Genomic DNA, 16,888 nt, shown 5'->3' with positions numbered 1-16,888 from the left:
GCAGACTCACCGCGCCCCCTCCGCACCGCAGCGAAGGGCTCCTTCACTGCGTCCACCGCAGCGAAGGGACCCTTCACTGCACCCGGCGCGACGCGGGCGGGTCATGCGCGTTCCACCAGGGCGTGCAGGAGGCCGCCCATGCGGCCGGCGGCGGCCTGGCCTGCCTCGAGGACCTCCTGGTGGTTGAGCGGCTCGCCGGTGACGCCGGCGGCCAGGTTCGTCACCAGCGACAACCCGAACACCTCCATCCCGGCGGCCCTGGCCGCGATCGCCTCGAGGACCGTCGACATGCCGACCAGGTCCGCGCCCATCGTGGCCAGCATGCGGATCTCCGCCGGGGTCTCGAAGTGCGGGCCCGGCAGGCCGGCGTACACACCGTCGACCAGCGACGGGTCGATCTCGCGCGCGAGGGCGCGCAACCGCGGCGAGTACAGGTCGGTCAGGTCCACGAAATCGGCGCCAACCAGCGGGGAGGTCGCCGTCAGGTTCAGGTGGTCGGAGATCAGTACCGGCGAGCCGACCGGGATGCCGTCGCGCAGGCAGCCCGCCGCGTTGGTGAGCACGATCGTGCGACACCCGGCCGCGGCGACCGTGCGCACGCCGTGCACAACCGAGGCGACGCCGCGGCCCTCGTAGCCGTGCGTGCGGCCCAACAACACCAGCACCCGGCGGTCGCCGACGCGCAGCGACCGGATCGTCCCGCCGTGCCCGGCGGCGGTCGGCGCGGCGAACCCGGGCAGGTCCGCCATCGGCACCTCGGCGGTCGGCTCGCCGATCTGGTCGGCCGCCGGCCGCCAGCCGGAGCCGAGCACCACGGCCACGTCATGGGAGTCCTCGCCGGTGCGTTCGAGCAGCTCCTTCGCCGCCTCGTCGGCCAACGCCATGGGGTTCGCGATCTCAGTCACGGCCGCGAGCCTAGCCGTGGCCGGCCGGCAGTACCGGAAGATCAGGAGCGTCAGCCGGTGACCTTGAAGGTGGGGATCAGGCGGTCGAAGATCTCGGCGCGGCCGGAGTCCTCCTGGTCGACCGGGACGGTGACGCCGATGACCCACAGGTCGGCGCCCATGGGATAGAGGTTGGCGAAGGTGACCCGGTTCTGGTTGCGGGCCCGGGGGTCGCCGGGCGCCAGGACGTTGGCGTGGTCGGTGGTGCGGTAGGTCAGCTGCGCCGCGGACTCGTGCCCGTTGTCGGCGATGTTCTCGATCCCGGTGGCGCTGATCTCCTCGTAGAGGACGTTGGGCAGCCCGCCGAGGTCGTTGACGTACTCGTCGATCGTGTGGTCGGGGTAGTAGCCGGCGAACCGCTCGATGGTCAGCGTGCGGGTGCCGTCCGGCGACACGAAGAACACCCTGGTGCTCGGCAGGTCGTCGACCCGGCGCTCCTCGACGAACCGCACCCAGTCCACCGGCACCTGCACCCGGTACCCGCCGCCCTGCGCGCCGGCGACCGTCGCCGCGTCGCCCTGCTGCTCGACCAGCTCGTTCGACGGCGGGTCGGCCGCAGGCGCCGACGTCGACGTCCTGGTCTGCGCCGGCGGCAGGATCGGCTCCCCGCCGGCCACCCTGGCCAGCGCGAACCCGCCTCCGGCCGCGCCGGCGAACAGCAGCACGGCGACCACCGTGAGCAGCGCGGACACCCCGGCACCCCGGCGTCGCCTGCGCACCGGCCGAGGCGGCGTGAACGGCAGCGGCCCGGGCGCTGGCGCGAGCGCGGGCGCCGACGGCTGTGGTGGTGGCGGCGCGGGGGGCGTGGGCGCGGTCACCATGGTGGGCGCCTCGTCACCGCCGGAGCCGTCGAGCCGACGCAGGTCGGCCTCGGACAACAGCGGCGTGGACGGCGGCGGCAACAGCGGGTGCAAACGATTGCGTACCTCGGCGAGGCTGATCCGGTCCGCCGGCTCCTTGACCATCAGCGCGGCGATGATGTCCATCAGCGGACCGGTCGCCGACGGCCGGGGCACCTCGCCGTGCACCACCGCGTTGATGATCGCCAACACCCCGCCGCCGTCGTCGTAGGGCGGCGCGCCCTCCACCGCGGCGAACAGCGTCGCGCCGAGGCCCCACAGGTCGGCCGCGGGCGTCACCGGGTCGCCGGCGGCCACCTCGGGGGCGATGTAGCACGGCGAGCCGAGCATGATCCCGGTACGGGTGATCGTCTTCTCGGAGACGTTGCGCGCGATGCCGAAGTCGGTCAGCTTCACCTGCCCGTCGTCGCACACGAGCACGTTGCCCGGCTTCACGTCGCGGTGGGTGATGCCGACCTGGTGGGCGGCGGCGAGCCCGGCGGCCACCGCGTCGCCGATCGCGGCCACCTTCGCGGTCTCCAGCGGGTGCAGGGCGTAGAGCAGCTCGGCCAGGTTGCGCGCCTGCAGGTACTCGGTCACCACGAACGGCTCGCCGCCCTCGCGGGCGACGTCGTGCAGCGTGATCACGTTCGGATGGGACAGCGCGGCGATCGCCCGCGCCTCGCGCAGCGTCCGTTCGCGCAGCTCGTCGGCCTCCGGGTCCGGCAGGCCAGGAGGCCGCAGCACCTCCTTGACCGCCACCCGGCGGCGCAGGAACTCGTCGTAGGCCTCCCAGACGATGCCCATGGCGCCCTGGCCGAGTTGGCGGCGCAACCGGTATCGCCCGGCGACGAGGCGGTTGACGCTGTCTTCGGACACCCCCCTATTCTGCGGCATTCGCCACAAGCGTCCGGCGTGTACCGGCGAAATCCGTAACATTGGCCGTTATGACCACGGCGGATCGGCTGGCACTTGCCTCGGATTTCCCGGCGGCCACGGCCGACCAGTGGCGCGCACTGGTCGGCGGCGTGTTGCGCAGGTCGGGGGTCGAAACCGACGACGTCGAGGCGGCGCTGGCCAGCCCGACCTATGACGGCTTCGACCTCAAGCCCCTCTACACGGCCAGGGACGGTGCGTCACCGGCCGGTTTCCCGGGGTTGCCACCCTTCGTCCGCGGCGGCACGCCCGCCGGGCAGATCCACGCCGGCTGGGATGTCCGCCAGCGCCACGCCCACCCCGACCCGGCCACCACCACACAGGCGATCCTCGCCGACCTGGAGAACGGCGGCACCTCGCTGTGGCTGGTCGCCGGCGCGTCCGGGCTGCCGGTGGACGCGCTCGCCGACGTGCTCGCCGAGGTCTACCTCGACCTCGCCCCGGTGACCCTCGACGCCGGCCACGACCTCACCGCCGCCGCCGAGGCGCTGCTCGCGGTGTACGCCGACAAGGGCGTGCGGGCCAGCGAGGTCCGCGGCAACCTCGGCGCCGACCCGATCGGGCTGCGCGCGCGTACCGGGACCGACACCGACCTCGACGGCGCCATCGCGCTCGCGGTCTCGACCGCCGCGCGCTACCCCCGGCTGCGCGCGCTGGTCGTCGATGCCCTGCCCTACCACGAGGCCGGCTCGGCCGACAGCCAGGAACTCGGCTACGCCATCGCCACCGGCGTGGCCTACCTGCGGGCGCTCACCGCCGCCGGGCTCGACGTGCCGACCGCCGCCGGGCTGGTGGAGTTCCGCCTCGCGGCCACCGTCGACCAGTTCGCCACGATCGCCAAGCTCCGCGCCGCCCGCAGGCTGTGGGCCAGGGTGACCGAGGTCTGCGGCGCCGGCACCCGCACCGCCCCACAGCACGCGGTGACCTCGTCGACCATGACGACCAGGCGCGACCCGTGGGTGAACATGCTGCGCACCACGATCGCCTGCTTCGCCGCCGGGGTCGGCGGCGCGGACGCGGTCACCGTGCTGCCCTTCGACGCCGCGCTCGGCCTGCCGGACGCCTTCGCCCGCCGGATCGCCCGCAACACCCAGTCGATCCTCATCGAGGAGTCCAAAGTGGCCGGTGTGCTCGACCCGGCGGGCGGCTCCTGGTACCTGGAACGGCGCACCGACGAGCTGGCGCACGCCGGCTGGGCGGTGTTCACCGAGCTGGAGCGCACCGGCGGCATCGTGGCCGCCCTGGACAGCGGGCTGGTCGACGAGCGGATCGCGGCCACCCGCGCGGCCCGCACCGCCCGCTACGCCGAGGGCGCCGAGCACATCACCGGCGTGACCTCGTTCCCCGACGAACACGAGAAACCGTTGGTACGCCAACAGGCCCCGGCCCAACCGGGCGGTGGCCTACCGAAGATCAGGTACGCGGAGCCGTTCGAGGAGGCACAGGCATGATCCCCGACTTCTCCGGGATCGACCTCGGTGAGCCGGCGGCGTCGAGCGCCGCGGACTGGCAGGCCGCCGTGCAGGAGGCCACCGGCAAGGCCCCGGACGCGTTGATGTGGGAGACGCCGGAGGGCATCGGCGTGAAACCGCTCTACACCGCGGCCGACCTCACCGACCTGGACTTCCTGGACACCTATCCGGGCATCGTGCCGTACCTGCGCGGGCCGTACCCGACGATGTATGTCAACCAGCCGTGGACCATCCGCCAGTACGCCGGCTTCTCCACCGCCCAGGAGTCGAACGCCTTCTACCGCCGCAACATCGCCGCCGGCCAAAAAGGACTGTCGGTCGCCTTCGACCTCGCGACCCACCGCGGCTACGACTCCGACCACCCGCGCGTCGCCGGCGACGTCGGCATGGCCGGGGTGGCCATCGACTCGATCTACGACATGCGCCAGCTGTTCGACGGCATCCCGCTGGACCGGATGTCGGTGTCGATGACGATGAACGGTGCGGTGCTGCCGATCCTCGCGCTCTACGTGGTGGCCGCCGAGGAACAGGGCGTGTCGCAGAACCAGCTCGCCGGGACCATCCAGAACGACATCCTCAAGGAGTTCATGGTCCGCAACACCTACATCTACCCGCCGCAGCCGTCGATGCGGATCATCTCCGACATCTTCGCGCACACCTCGGCGCACATGCCGAAGTTCAACTCGATCTCGATCTCCGGCTATCACATGCAGGAAGCCGGCGCGACCGCCGATCTCGAGCTGGCGTACACGCTCGCGGACGGGGTCGAGTACATCCGCGCGGGCGTGGACGCCGGCCTCCCGGTCGACTCGTTCGCGCCCCGGCTGTCGTTCTTCTGGGCCATCGGGATGAACTTCTTCATGGAGGTGGCCAAACTCCGTGCGGCGCGGCTGTTGTGGGCCAAGCTGGTCAAGCAGTTCGCGCCGACCTCGGACAAGTCGCTCTCGCTGCGCACCCACTGCCAGACCTCCGGCTGGTCGCTGACCGCCCAGGACGTCTACAACAACGTGGTGCGCACCTGTGTCGAGGCCATGGCCGCCACCCAGGGACACACCCAGTCCCTGCACACCAACGCGTTGGACGAGGCGCTCGCCCTGCCGACCGACTTCTCCGCGCGCATCGCGCGCAACACCCAACTGTTGCTGCAGCAGGAGTCCAACACCGCCAGGGTGATCGATCCCTGGGGCGGCAGCGCGTTCGTCGAGCGGCTCACCTACGACCTGGCGAGCCGGGCGTGGGGGCACATCAGCGAGGTCGAGTCGGCCGGCGGCATGGCCCGCGCGATCGACGCCGGCATCCCGAAGCTGCGCATCGAGGAGGCCGCGGCGCGCACCCAGGCCAGGATCGACTCCGGCCGCCAGCCGGTGGTCGGGGTCAACAAGTACCGCATCGCCGACGGCGAGGTCGACGAGCAGATCGACGTGCTCAAGGTCGACAACGCCGGCGTGCGCGCCCAACAGCTGGACAAGCTGCGCCGGCTGCGGGCGGAGCGCGACCAGAACGCCGTGGACACCGCCCTGCGCGCGCTGTCGCACGCGGCCAACGGCACGGAGAACCTGCTGGCGCTGGCGATCGACGCGGCCCGCGCGAAGGCCACCGTCGGCGAGATCTCCGACGCGCTCGGCTCGGTGTGGGGCCGGCACTCGGCGCAGATCCGTACCATTTCCGGCGTGTACTCCGAGGAGGTCGGCGCGTCGTCGGAGGTGGACGACGTGCGGGCCGTGGTGGCCGCGTTCGGCGAGGCGGAGGGGCGCCGCCCGCGCATCCTGGTCGCGAAGATGGGCCAGGACGGGCATGACCGCGGCCAGAAGGTGATCGCCACCGCGTTCGCCGACCTCGGCTTCGACGTCGACGTCGGCCCGCTGTTCCAGACCCCGGCCGAGGTCGCCCGCCAGGCGGTGGAGGCCGACGTGCACGTGGTCGGCGTCAACTCGCTGGCCGCCGGGCACCTGACGCTGGTGCCCGCGCTGCGCACGGAGCTGGCCGCGCTCGGCCGCGAGGACATCATGATCGTGGTCGGCGGCGTGATCCCGCCGCAGGACCACGACGAGCTGCGCCAGGCGGGCGCGACCGCGATCTTCGGGCCGGGCACGGTGATCGCGCAGGCCGCCGCCGACCTGGTGCGCACGCTCGCGCGCCAGCACGGACACCCCGCGTAGTGGTGCGCCCGATCGACGTCGGGGGCTACGTCGCGGGGGTGCTGGACGGCGACCGGGGAATCCTGTCCAGGGCGATCACGCTGGTCGAGTCCCGGCGGGCCGACCACCGCGACCTCGCCCAGCGGATGCTCGTCGAGCTGCTGCCCAGGGCGGGCGGCGCGCACCGGGTCGGCATCACCGGCGTGCCGGGTGTCGGTAAGTCGACTTTCATCGACGCGCTCGGTTCACTGCTCACCGAGGCCGGCCACCGGGTCGCGGTGCTCGCCGTCGACCCGTCCTCGACCAGGACCGGCGGCTCCATCCTCGGCGACAAGACCAGGATGTCGCGCCTGGCGGTCGACCCGGCGGCGTTCATCCGCCCGTCGCCGACCTCCGGCACGCTCGGCGGCGTCGCCAGGGCCACCCGGGAGACGATCGTGCTGATGGAGGCCGCCGGCTACGACGTGGTGCTGGTGGAGACCGTCGGCGTCGGTCAGTCGGAGACCTCGGTGGCCAACATGGTCGACTGCTTCCTGCTGCTCACCCTGGCCCGGACCGGCGACCAGCTGCAGGGCATCAAGAAGGGCGTGCTCGAGCTGGCCGACGTGATCGCGGTGAACAAGGCCGACGGTGAGCACGAGGTGCCCGCCCGGGCGGCCGCCAGGGAGCTGTCCGGGGCGCTGCGCCTGCTGCGCGCGGCCGGTGCCGCCTGGACCCCGCCCGTGCTGACCTGCTCCGGTCAGACCGGTAACGGCCTGGACACCGTGTGGGAACAGGTCGAGCGTCATCACCGGACGCTCACCGAGACCGGTGAACTCGCCGCCAAGCGCCGCCGCCAGCAGGTCGACTGGATGTGGACGATGGTCCAGGACACCCTGCTCACCCGATTGCGCGACCACCAGGGCATTCGTGACCTCGCGCCGGGCCTCGAGCGGGCCGTCTCCGACGGCGAGCTGACCCCGACGCTGGCGGCCAGCCGGATACTGGAAGTGTTCGCCGACTCACCCCCCGCTGGTTAGTCTTAGGGAATGCGAACCGCCGCCAGGCTCCTGATCGTGGCCCTGTCAGCGTTGCTCCTGGCACTTCCGGTGTCGGTGTCGGCGGCCGAGCCGCGCGCCGACCACCAACCGCTCGCGGTCGCCGGCCAGCCGGCGTCCGACCCGGCCCAGCCGAGCGCGCCCGCGCCGGACGGGCCGGCCATCGAACAGCCAGAGACCGAGGCCGAACGGGGAGACACCCGGCGCAAACTGGTGATGGGCATCGCCTCGGCGGTCCTGCTCGGCATCGTCGTCTGGGGGCGCAGCATCCGCAGGAAGAAGGCCAAGGCCGGCTGAGCCGGTCGTTGGGCGATTGTGATCGTTTAGCCTGGCCGAAGACCGCCGGCCGTTCGTCGCACTGTGTATACCGGAAATCGGTTGCCCAGCGTCCTTCGTCCGATCCTCAACCGGTGATGGTGCAGGATTGGCGAGGTGACAGTGCTCGATTCGCGGTCCGGCATGCCGGGGGACCGGGACGATGTGGGAGCGGCGGCAAGAACCGGCGTGCTGATAACCGACGAAGGTGTCAGTATGCCGACGGTGGATGACATCGGCGCGGGGCGCGGGCCGAGCTGGCTCGACGGCTGGCTCACGCGCAACGGGCTGGACGTCCTGGCCTGGTATCGCCACCTGCACGCGCACCCGGAGTTGTCCCGGCAGGAGTTCGCGACCACCGACATGGTGGCCCGCCTGTTGTCCTCGGCCGGTCTGCACCCCAAGATCTTCGACAGTGGCACCGGTCTGACCTGCGACATCGGCACCGGCGAACGCTGTGTGGCGCTGCGCGCGGACCTGGACGCCCTGCCGCTCACCGAGCTGACCGGGCTGCCCTACTCCTCGACGGTGCCCGGCGCGGCGCACGCCTGCGGGCACGACGCGCACACCTCGATGCTGCTCGGCGCAGGCCTCGCGCTGGCCTCCGCGCCGGAGCTGCCCGGCCGGGTCCGGCTGATCTTCCAGCCGGCCGAGGAGGTCATGCCCGGCGGTGCCCTGGACGTGATCGAGGCCGGTGGCCTCGACGGCGTCGAGTCGATCTTCGGCCTGCACTGCGACCCCCGGCTGACCGTGGGCAGCGTCGGCTCCCGGGTCGGGGCCATCACCTCGGCGACCGACCTGCTCGAGCTGCGCCTGACCTCGCCAGGTGGGCACACCTCCCGCCCGCACCTGACCGCCGACCTGGTGCACGCGCTGGGCACGGTGATCACCGGCCTGCCGGCGCTGCTGTCCCGGCGCATCGACCCCCGCTCGGGCACGGTGCTGGTCTGGGGCGCGGTGCACGCCGGCGAGGCGCCCAACGCGGTCCCCCAGGACGGCGTGCTGCGCGGCACCCTGCGCACCGCCGACCACGAGGTCTGGGCCGAGCTGGAGCCGCTGGTCGCCGGCCTGATCCAGTCCCTGCTGGCGCCGACCGGGGTGGGCTTCGAGCTGGAGCACCGCCGGGGCGTGCCGCCGGTGGTGAACGGCGAGGAGAGCACGGCCGTGCTGTGCGCGGGCGTCGAGGCCGCGCTCGGTGAGCAGGCGCTGACCACGACCAAGCAGTCCTCCGGTGGCGAGGACTTCGGTTGGTACCTGGAGCAGGTGCCCGGCTCGTTCGCCCGGCTGGGCGTCTGGTCCGGCGAAGGCGCCATGCCCGACCTGCACCAGCCCTCGTTCCACCTGGACGAGCGCGCGCTGCTGACCGGCGTCCGTGTGCTCACCCACACCGCCCTGGCCGCCCTGGCCACCTGAGCAACCGCAGCGAAGGGTCCCTTGCCTGCGTCCACCGCAGCGAAGGGACCCTTCGCTGCGGTTGCGTGGGCTAGTAGTGGTCGCCGCCGTCGCGTTGGTTGGCGAAGATGATCAGCAGGGCCACGATCACCGTGTAGATCGCCAGCGCGATGCCGGCGTCCACCAGCCGGGCGTACCCGCCAACCTTGTCCAGGAACACGCTCAGCGAGCCGAACCCGGCGATCACCGCGAACACCGCGACCGACACCTTCACGAACCGGCCGTAGGAGCACCACCAGGTGCAACTACCCGGGGTGAGGTGCTTGCACAGCGAGTCGCCGTGGCCCGTTCTGGGTAGCTGCTTGGCGCCGTGGCGGCTCACGCGGTCAGGGTCCGATGCCCTGGCAGGGTCGTATTCGCAGGTCGGCGACGTAGTCGGCGGGGGCGCCGGCCGCCTCGGCCGCGTCGGACATCACGCCGAGGTAGCGCGCCGACGGCAGCCCGCCCTCGTAGGCGTCCAGCACGTACAGCCAGGCCAGCACCGAGCCCTCGAGCGTCTGCACCCGCAGCCGGATCTTCGAGTGCAGCCCCAGCTCGGAGCCCTCCCAGCTGTCGAGCCGGACCTCGTCCTCCTGGGTGACGTCGTAGAGCACGACGAACACCTGGGTGTCCCGGTCCTCGACGACCGTGGCCAGCGCGCCTTCCCAGCCGAGGTCCTCGCCGCCGAAGGTCAGCCGCCAACCCACGAGCCAACCGGTACCCGCCATCGGCGAGTGCGGCGCTCGCTGCATCATCTGGGCAGGATCCATGTTGGACCCATACGCGGCGTAGAGCGGCACGACGACAGCGTAGCGATACCTCGGATCATGTGCGCCGGCATGGCGTGGGCGTGTTCGGTTCCCGGACCGCCGCGTACGGTTGGGCCTGTTCGGAACAACGGTGGATGGGAGCCGCAGTGACCCGAATCGTGATCATGGGTGGGGGCCCGGCCGGTTACGAGGCGGCGCTGGTCGCCGCCCAGCACGGTGCCGACGTCACGATCGTCGAACGGGACGGGCTCGGGGGCGCGTGCGTGCTCTACGACTGCGTGCCGTCCAAGACGTTCATCGCCTCGGCCGGCGCCCGCTCGTCGTTCCACAACGCCGACGAGCTCGGCATCCGCACCGACAGCCACCTGCCGCCGGTCGACCTGCCGGTGGTGCACGGGCGGGTCAAGGGGCTCGCCCTCGCGCAGTCGGCCGACGTGCGCAACCGGGTGCAGCGCGAGGGCGTGCGGGTGATCAACGGCACCGCCCGGTTCGTCGACGAGCGCACTGGCCTGGCCGCCCACCGGATCAACGCGTTCGGCCACGACGGCAGCACCGAGACCCTCGACGCGGACGTCGTGCTGATCGCCACCGGCGCGACGCCCCGGGTGCTGCCCGGCGCCGAGCCGGACGGCGAGCGGATCCTCGACTGGCGCCAGATCTACGACCTGCCCGAGCTGCCGGAACACCTGGTGGTGGTCGGCTCGGGGGTCACCGGCGCGGAGTTCGTCTCGGCGTACACCGAGATGGGCGTGCGGGTCACGCTGATCTCCAGCCGGGACCGGGTGCTGCCGCACGAGGACGCCGACGCCGCCGCGGTGCTCGAGGACGTCTACGCCGCGCGCGGCACCGAGGTGGTCAAGCACGCGCGGGCCGAGCGGGTCGAGCGCACCGCCAAGGGCGTGCTGGTGCACCTGCGCGGCGGGCAGACCGTCGAGGCCAGCCACGCGCTGATGACCGTCGGCTCGGTGCCCAACACCGGGGACATCGGGCTGGACAAGGTCGGGCTGCAGACCGCGCAGGGCGGGTTCGTCTCGGTCGACCGGGTGTCGCGCACGAGCGTGCCCGGGGTGTACGCGGCGGGCGACTGCACCGGGCTGCTGATGCTCGCCTCGGTCGCGGCCATGCAGGGCCGGATCGCGATGTGGCACGCGCTCGGCGAGGGGGTGGCCCCGATCAAGCTGAAGACCGTGGCCGCCAACGTGTTCACCCATCCGGAGATCGCCACGGTGGGCATCAGCCAGCAGTCCATCGACTCCGGCGAGGTGCCGGCGCGCACGATCGTGCTGCCGCTGGCGACCAACGCCAGGGCGAAGATGGAGGGCCTGCACCGGGGCTTCGTGAAGCTGTTCTGCCGCCCGGCGACCGGCGTGGTGATCGGCGGCGTGGTGGTCGCGCCGACGGCCAGCGAGCTGATCCTGCCGATCGCGCTGGCGGTGCAGAACCAGCTCACCGTCGAGCACCTGGCGCACACGTTCTCGGTCTACCCGTCACTGTCCGGGTCGATCACCGAGGCCGGCCGCCGGCTGATGCGCCACGACGACCTGGACTGACCCCGGCGCGCGGCCGCCCGTGATCAAACGGGAGGCCACGCGCCGGGGAGGTCACTCAGTCGTCGCCGGAGACCCAGTCGAACGTCCGGGTCACGGCCTTCTTCCACTGGGCGAAGGTCTTGTCCCGCGCGGCGTCGTCCATCGACGGCGTCCACTCCTTGTCCTTGGCCCAGTTGTTGCGGATGTCGTCCTCGCCGGCCCAGAAGCCGACCGCGAGCCCGGCCGCGTAGGCCGCGCCCAACGCGGTGGTCTCCGCGACCACCGGCCGGATCACCGGCACCCCGAGGATGTCGGCCTGGAACTGCATCAGCAGCTCGTTGCCGACCATGCCGCCGTCGACCTTCAACGACTTGAGCGGCACGCCGGAGTCGGCGTTCATCGCGTCGATGACCTCACGGGACTGGAACGCTGTTGCCTCCAGCACCGCCCTGGCCAGGTGACCCTTGTTCACGAACCGGGTCAGCCCGACGATCGCGCCGCGCGCGTCGGCCCGCCAGTATGGCGCGAACAGCCCGGAGAACGCCGGCACGAAGTAGCAGCCGCCGTTGTCCTCGACCTTGCGCGCGTGCTCCTCGATCTCCGGCGCGGTGGCGATCATGCCGAGGTTGTCCCGCAGCCACTGCACCAGCGAGCCGGTGACCGCGATCGAGCCCTCCAGCGCGTACACCGGCGCCTTGTCGCCGATCTTGTAGCAGACCGTGGTCAGCAGGCCGTTCTGCGAGGCGACCTGCTCGGTACCGGTGTTGAGCAGCACGAAGTTGCCGGTGCCGTAGGTGTTCTTGGCCTCGCCGACCGACAGGCACGCCTGGCCGAAGGTGGCCGCCTGCTGGTCGCCGAGGATGCCGGCGATCGGCACCCCGGCCAGCGCGCCGCGGTCCCGGACCTTGCCGTACTCCTCGGAGGACGACCGGATCTCGGGCAGCATCGACAGCGGGATCTTCATGTCCTTGGCGATGGACTCGTCCCAGGACAGCGTGGACAGGTCCATCAGCAGCGTGCGGGAGGCGTTGGTCGGGTCGGTGACGTGCCGGCCGCCGTCGGTGCCGCCGGTCATGTGCCACAGCAACCAGGTGTCCATGTTGCCGAACAGCAGGTCGCCCGCCTCGGCGCGCTCCCGGGCGCCCTCGACGTTGTCCAGGATCCAGCGGATCTTCGGGCCGGAGAAGTAGGTCGCCAGCGGCAGGCCGGTCTTGGCCTTGTACCGGTCCTGACCGCCGCCGAGCGCCTCCAGCTCGGCGCAGATCCTGTCGGTCCTGGTGTCCTGCCAGACGATCGCGTTGTACACCGGCTTGCCGGTCGTCCGGTCCCACACCACCGCGGTCTCCCGCTGGTTGGTGATGCCGATCGCGACGATGTCCTTGGTGTCCAGGTCGGCCTTCGCGAGCGCGCCCGCGGCGACCTCGCGGGCGTTGCGCCAGATCTCCTCCGCGTTGTGCTCGACCCAGCCGGCGCGGGGGAAGATCTGTTCGTGTTCCTTCTGATCGACCGACACAACTTCACCCGCATGGCTGAACACCATGCAGCGGGTGGAGGTGGTGCCCTGGTCGATCGCGGCGATGTAACTCGTCATGAATGTGCCTCTCTGGTTCAGGACGTGGCCGGCAGGGCCTGGAACAGCAGACCGGCCAGGATCGCGCCGACGATCGGGCCGACCACCGGCACCCAGGAGTAGTTCCACTCCGGACTGCCCTTGCCCTTGATGGGTAGCAGGGCGTACGCGATGCGCGGGCCGAGGTCACGTGCCGGGTTGATGGCGTACCCGGTCGGGCCACCGAGCGAGGCACCGATACTGATCACCACGAACGACACGGCCGCGTACCCCAGTGCGGAGTTGCCCAAACTCGGCACCCCGTCCTCCCCGGCCGACGCTCCTGGGCTCACCAGGATCCAGAACACCAGCACGAACGTGGCGATGATCTCGGTGACCAGGTTCCAGGTGTAGTTGGGCACGGTCGGACCGGTGGCGAAGATACCTCGGGTACCCCCCGGATCGTCGTGCGTGTCGAACTGGAGTTTGTAGGCGGCCCAGGCCAGCGTGGCGCCGAGAATCGCGCCGAGGATCTGGCCGAGGAAGTACGCCGGCGCGAGCGCCCAGCCGAAGTCCGAATTGCCGCCGGCCAGCAGGCCGATGGTCACCGCCGGGTTGATGTGGGCACCGGTCGGGTTGGCGATGCTCGCGCCGACGAACACCGCGAAACCCCAGCCGATGTTGATGAGTAGCCAGCCGCCGTTGACCCCGAGGTTCTTCTTGAGCACGGTGTTGGCGACCACGCCGACACCCAACAGAATCAGTGCCGCGGTGCCGAGTAGTTCCCAGAGAAAGATTTCACCGAAAGACAGATCCACGACCCACTCCTTCGAGATGAAGTGGTAGGCGGCCGTGGCCAGAGGGTTGGGCGCCGGTGCCTACCCTGAGCGTTTTCGGACGCTACGGGAGCAAGGTCAACTTGTCCAGAGATCGATACCGGCACGAAACGGGCCCCTCGGACGCCTGGCCGGTAGCGTGGATCAGGTCCGGGCCAGCAGTAGTCGAGGAGGGGCCGTGACCGACCCGAACACGCACTCCGCTTCCGAGACGATCGGTGGCCGGCTGGGCACCGAGGAACGTGCCGAGGCCTGGCGGCGGCTGGGTTCGGAGATGTTCGACCTGGTGGTGATCGGCGGCGGCGTGGTCGGTGCCGGCACCGCGTTGGACGCCGCGACCCGTGGCCTGCGGGTCGCCATGGTGGAGGCGCGCGACCTGGCTTCCGGCACGTCGAGCCGGTCGAGCAAGCTGTTCCACGGTGGCCTGCGCTACCTGGAGCAGCTGGAGTTCGGCCTGGTGCGCGAGGCGCTGCGGGAGCGGGAGCTGATGCTCACCCGGCTGGCGCCGCACCTGGTGAAGCCGGTGAGCTTCCTGTACCCGCTGACCCACCGGCTGTGGGAGCGCCCGTACACCGCGGCCGGCCTGTTCCTGTACGACTCGATGGGCGGCGCGCGGTCGGTGCCCGGGCAGAAGCACCTGTCCCGCGCCGGGGCGCTGCGGATGGTGCCGGCGCTGAAGCGGTCCTCGCTCATCGGCGGCATCCGGTACTACGACGCGCAGGCCGACGACGCCCGGCACACGATGACCGTGGCCCGCACGGCCGCGCACTACGGCGCGGTGATCCGCACGTCCACGCAGGTGGTCGGGTTCATCCGGGAGGCCGACCGGGTGTCTGGCGTGCGCGTGCACGACGTGGAGAACGGCGAGGAGCTGGAGATCCAGGCCAACGCGGTGATCAACTGCACCGGCACCTGGACCGACGAGCTGCAGCGGATGTCCGGGTCGCGGGGCCGGTTCCGGGTGCGGGCGTCCAAGGGCGTGCACATCGTGGTGCCCCGGGACCGGATCGTGTCCGAGTCGGGGCTGATCCTGCGTACGGAGAAGTCGGTGCTGTTCGTGATCCCGTGGCGCAACCACTGGATCATCGGCACCACCGACACCGAGTGGAACCTCGACCTGGCCCACCCGGCGGCGACCAAACACGACATCGACTACCTGCTCGAGCACGTCAACCAGGTGCTCGCGACCCCGTTGACCCAGGACGACATCGAGGGCGTCTACGCCGGTCTGCGCCCGCTGCTGGCCGGGGAGAGCGAGGAGACCTCGAAGCTGTCCAGGGAACACGCGGTGGCCAGGGTTTCACCCGGTCTGGTGGCGATCGCGGGCGGGAAGTACACCACCTATCGGGTGATGGCCGCGGACGCGGTGGACGCGGCGTCGGCCGACCTGCCCGGCCGGCTGCAGCCGTCGATCACCGACAAGGTGCCGCTGCTAGGCGCCGACGGGTACCACGCGCTGGTGAACCAGGTTGACCAGCTGGGCGCGCGGCACGGCCTGCACCCCTACCGGGTGCGCCACCTGCTCGACCGGTACGGGTCGATGGTGCACGAGGTGCTCGCCGTGGCCGACAGCCGGCCGGAGCTGCTGCGCCCGCTCACCGCCGCCCCCGACTACCTCCAGGTGGAGGTCGTCTACGCCACCTCGCACGAGGGCGCCCTGCACGTGGAGGACACCCTCTCCCGCCGAACGCGGATCTCCATCGAGTACCCGCACCGCGGCGTCGACTGCGCTGCCCAGGTGGCCGAGCTGATGGCCGGCGTCCTGGGCTGGGACGAGGACACCGTCCGCCGCGAGATCGAGGTCTACACCGCCCGCGTGGCCGCCGAACGCGACTCCCAGACCGAGCCGGACGACCACACCGCCGACGCCCGCCGCTCCGCCGCCCCCGAAGCCCGCCCCGAACTCCTCGAACCCGAACCCGCCTGACCCCGCCCCGGCCCCACCTGACGCAGCGAAGGGTCCCTTCACTGCACGCCACGCAGCGAAGGGACCCTTCGCTGCGTTGAGGCCGAGGCGTCAGGCCGGGTCGGTGTGGAGGGCGGTCAGGTGTTGGAGCATGCGGCGGTGGTCGGCCGGGGAGATGGTGGTCCACGGCTCGGCGTCCGGGTCGGCGCGGCGTAGCTGGAGGTAGCGGCCGTCGGCGGTGTCGAAGAAGCTGATCACCCTCGGCGCCCGCACCCGGCGTCGCCACCGGTCCCTGGTCGCGCTGCCGAACTGGCCCTGGTGCACCACGTCACCGAGCATCGCCGCCAGCTCGCGGGCGTCCGACGTCCGGATGCCCCGCGCCAGCAGCGCCGCCTCGAAACCCTTGCGGTCGCCGCCCTCCCTGGCCGCGGCCTCGAAGTCGGCTGTGGGCAGCGTGAGTGATCGGCCGGCACCCGCGGGCGCGGGCGGCAGCACCGACAGCGCGAACCGGGGCAGGCCGGTCGCGTCCGCGGCCCGCAGGGTCAGCGAGGACGCCGACAACGTCGCCAGCACCGCCTCGTCCCCGGTGGCCGCCGCGAACACCCGCAGCGGCGAACCGACCCACAACCGGGCGTCGATCTCCCGGTCCGGCCGGCACAGCAGCGACAGCAGCCGCACGAGCCGAGGGTCGAGGTCGACCTGCCCACCGAGCCCGCGCGCCGACAGCGACGACCACACCTGCTCGACCAGCGTCGCCCGCTCGTCGTCGGTCCGCCCCGGCGACGGGACGCGCAGTACCAGCGGCATCGCGTCCAGCCCGTGGTGTTCCCACAGCACGTCGAACTCGAGCGCCGAGATCGTGATCGGATCCTCGGTCTCGGTGAACAAACCAGCGATCATCGACCGGTCGGACCGTCCCCGATCACGTTCGGCGGCAGCCGGTGCTCCTCGTCGAGGACCGATACCGCCTCGGTGACCTCCACCGGTTCCCGGAAGTCCCGCCGCCGGCGCGGGCTCTCCCCGACGACCGGCTCATCGGTGTCCCCGAACCACTGGTTGGACCCGATCGCCTCCATGCCGAACCGGCGCATCGCCATCCGGTCCTGCTGGCCGACGCCGGTCGGGGCGCCCGCCGCGGGCGCCAGCGGCGCACCGGCGTGCTGCGCCGCGGCCGCCGCCTGGCTGG

The 16,888-nt window shown here is 71.7% G+C and carries 15 protein-coding genes; 7 read left to right on the top strand and 8 right to left on the bottom strand.

The window, feature by feature from the left end:
• Positions 1–101 precede the first annotated feature (101 nt).
• Both ACYVIP_RS38960 and ACYVIP_RS38955 read right to left on the bottom strand, forming a co-directional pair.
• Positions 102–884, bottom strand: coding sequence for a purine-nucleoside phosphorylase (locus ACYVIP_RS38960; protein WP_460405933.1), 783 nt, complete (start codon positions 882–884; stop codon positions 102–104).
• Positions 885–955: 71 nt separating this feature from the next.
• Positions 956–2,662: a serine/threonine-protein kinase gene (locus ACYVIP_RS38955; protein WP_460405855.1), complete on the bottom strand. Its 1,707-nt coding sequence runs from the start codon at positions 2,660–2,662 to the stop codon at positions 956–958.
• Positions 2,663–2,730: 68 nt separating this feature from the next.
• Between ACYVIP_RS38955 and ACYVIP_RS38950 the strand changes: the two genes are divergently transcribed.
• The 5 genes from ACYVIP_RS38950 to ACYVIP_RS38930 all read left to right on the top strand — a co-directional run bounded on the left by ACYVIP_RS38950 (position 2,731) and on the right by ACYVIP_RS38930 (position 9,094).
• Complete coding sequence (locus ACYVIP_RS38950) at positions 2,731–4,170, top strand: methylmalonyl-CoA mutase subunit beta (protein ID WP_460405853.1); 1,440 nt, start codon at positions 2,731–2,733, stop codon at positions 4,168–4,170.
• Entirely contained in the window at positions 4,167–6,350 is a 2,184-nt protein-coding gene (gene scpA / locus ACYVIP_RS38945) for a methylmalonyl-CoA mutase (RefSeq protein ID WP_460405851.1), read from the top strand. Before ACYVIP_RS38950 ends, scpA begins: the two co-directional genes overlap by 4 nt.
• Positions 6,350–7,348, top strand: a complete 999-nt coding sequence (gene meaB / locus ACYVIP_RS38940; RefSeq protein ID WP_460405849.1) for a methylmalonyl Co-A mutase-associated GTPase MeaB — start codon at positions 6,350–6,352, stop codon at positions 7,346–7,348. The genes scpA and meaB overlap by 1 nt, the downstream gene beginning before the upstream one ends.
• Before the next feature lie 36 nt (positions 7,349–7,384).
• Positions 7,385–7,663: a hypothetical protein gene (locus ACYVIP_RS38935; protein ID WP_460405847.1), complete on the top strand. Its 279-nt coding sequence runs from the start codon at positions 7,385–7,387 to the stop codon at positions 7,661–7,663.
• A 135-nt stretch (positions 7,664–7,798) separates the two neighbouring features.
• On the top strand, positions 7,799–9,094 hold the full coding sequence (locus tag ACYVIP_RS38930; RefSeq protein WP_460405845.1) for a M20 family metallopeptidase: 1,296 nt from the start codon (positions 7,799–7,801) through the stop codon (positions 9,092–9,094).
• A 70-nt stretch (positions 9,095–9,164) separates the two neighbouring features.
• Here ACYVIP_RS38930 and ACYVIP_RS38925 read toward each other — a convergent pair whose 3' ends face one another.
• On the bottom strand, positions 9,165–9,455 hold the full coding sequence (locus ACYVIP_RS38925; protein ID WP_460405843.1) for a hypothetical protein: 291 nt from the start codon (positions 9,453–9,455) through the stop codon (positions 9,165–9,167).
• 4 nt (positions 9,456–9,459) lie between these two features.
• Positions 9,460–9,912, bottom strand: a complete 453-nt coding sequence (locus ACYVIP_RS38920; protein WP_460405841.1) for a gamma-glutamylcyclotransferase — start codon at positions 9,910–9,912, stop codon at positions 9,460–9,462.
• A 116-nt stretch (positions 9,913–10,028) separates the two neighbouring features.
• Here ACYVIP_RS38920 and ACYVIP_RS38915 point away from each other — a divergent pair, with 116 nt between their 5' ends.
• Positions 10,029–11,432 carry an NAD(P)H-quinone dehydrogenase gene (locus ACYVIP_RS38915; protein WP_460405839.1) on the top strand — a complete coding sequence of 468 codons (1,404 nt, stop codon included), beginning with the start codon at positions 10,029–10,031 and terminating at the stop codon, positions 11,430–11,432.
• A gap of 55 nt (positions 11,433–11,487) precedes the next feature.
• Here the strand turns inward: ACYVIP_RS38915 and glpK are convergent, their stop codons facing one another.
• On the bottom strand, positions 11,488–13,002 hold the full coding sequence (glpK, locus tag ACYVIP_RS38910) for a glycerol kinase GlpK (protein ID WP_460405837.1): 1,515 nt from the start codon (positions 13,000–13,002) through the stop codon (positions 11,488–11,490).
• 17 nt (positions 13,003–13,019) lie between these two features.
• Positions 13,020–13,772 (bottom strand): MIP/aquaporin family protein, encoded by a 753-nt coding sequence (locus tag ACYVIP_RS38905; protein WP_460405931.1) that lies wholly within the window; start codon positions 13,770–13,772, stop codon positions 13,020–13,022.
• Between the two features lie 298 nt (positions 13,773–14,070).
• Here ACYVIP_RS38905 and glpD point away from each other — a divergent pair, with 298 nt between their 5' ends.
• A complete protein-coding gene (glpD, locus tag ACYVIP_RS38900; protein ID WP_460405929.1) occupies positions 14,071–15,723 on the top strand; it encodes a glycerol-3-phosphate dehydrogenase in 1,653 nt (550 codons plus the stop codon).
• A 90-nt stretch (positions 15,724–15,813) separates the two neighbouring features.
• Here glpD and ACYVIP_RS38895 read toward each other — a convergent pair whose 3' ends face one another.
• Positions 15,814–16,602, bottom strand: coding sequence for an ESX secretion-associated protein EspG (locus ACYVIP_RS38895; protein ID WP_460405835.1), 789 nt, complete (start codon positions 16,600–16,602; stop codon positions 15,814–15,816).
• Positions 16,599–16,888, bottom strand: a 290-nt coding sequence (locus ACYVIP_RS38890) for a hypothetical protein (RefSeq protein WP_460405834.1), incomplete at its 5' end; no start/stop codon positions are given. The genes ACYVIP_RS38890 and ACYVIP_RS38895, both read right to left, overlap by 4 nt.

This window comes from Actinophytocola sediminis (assembly GCF_054779715.1).
This window is presented reverse-complemented; position numbering and strand designations above follow the sequence as displayed.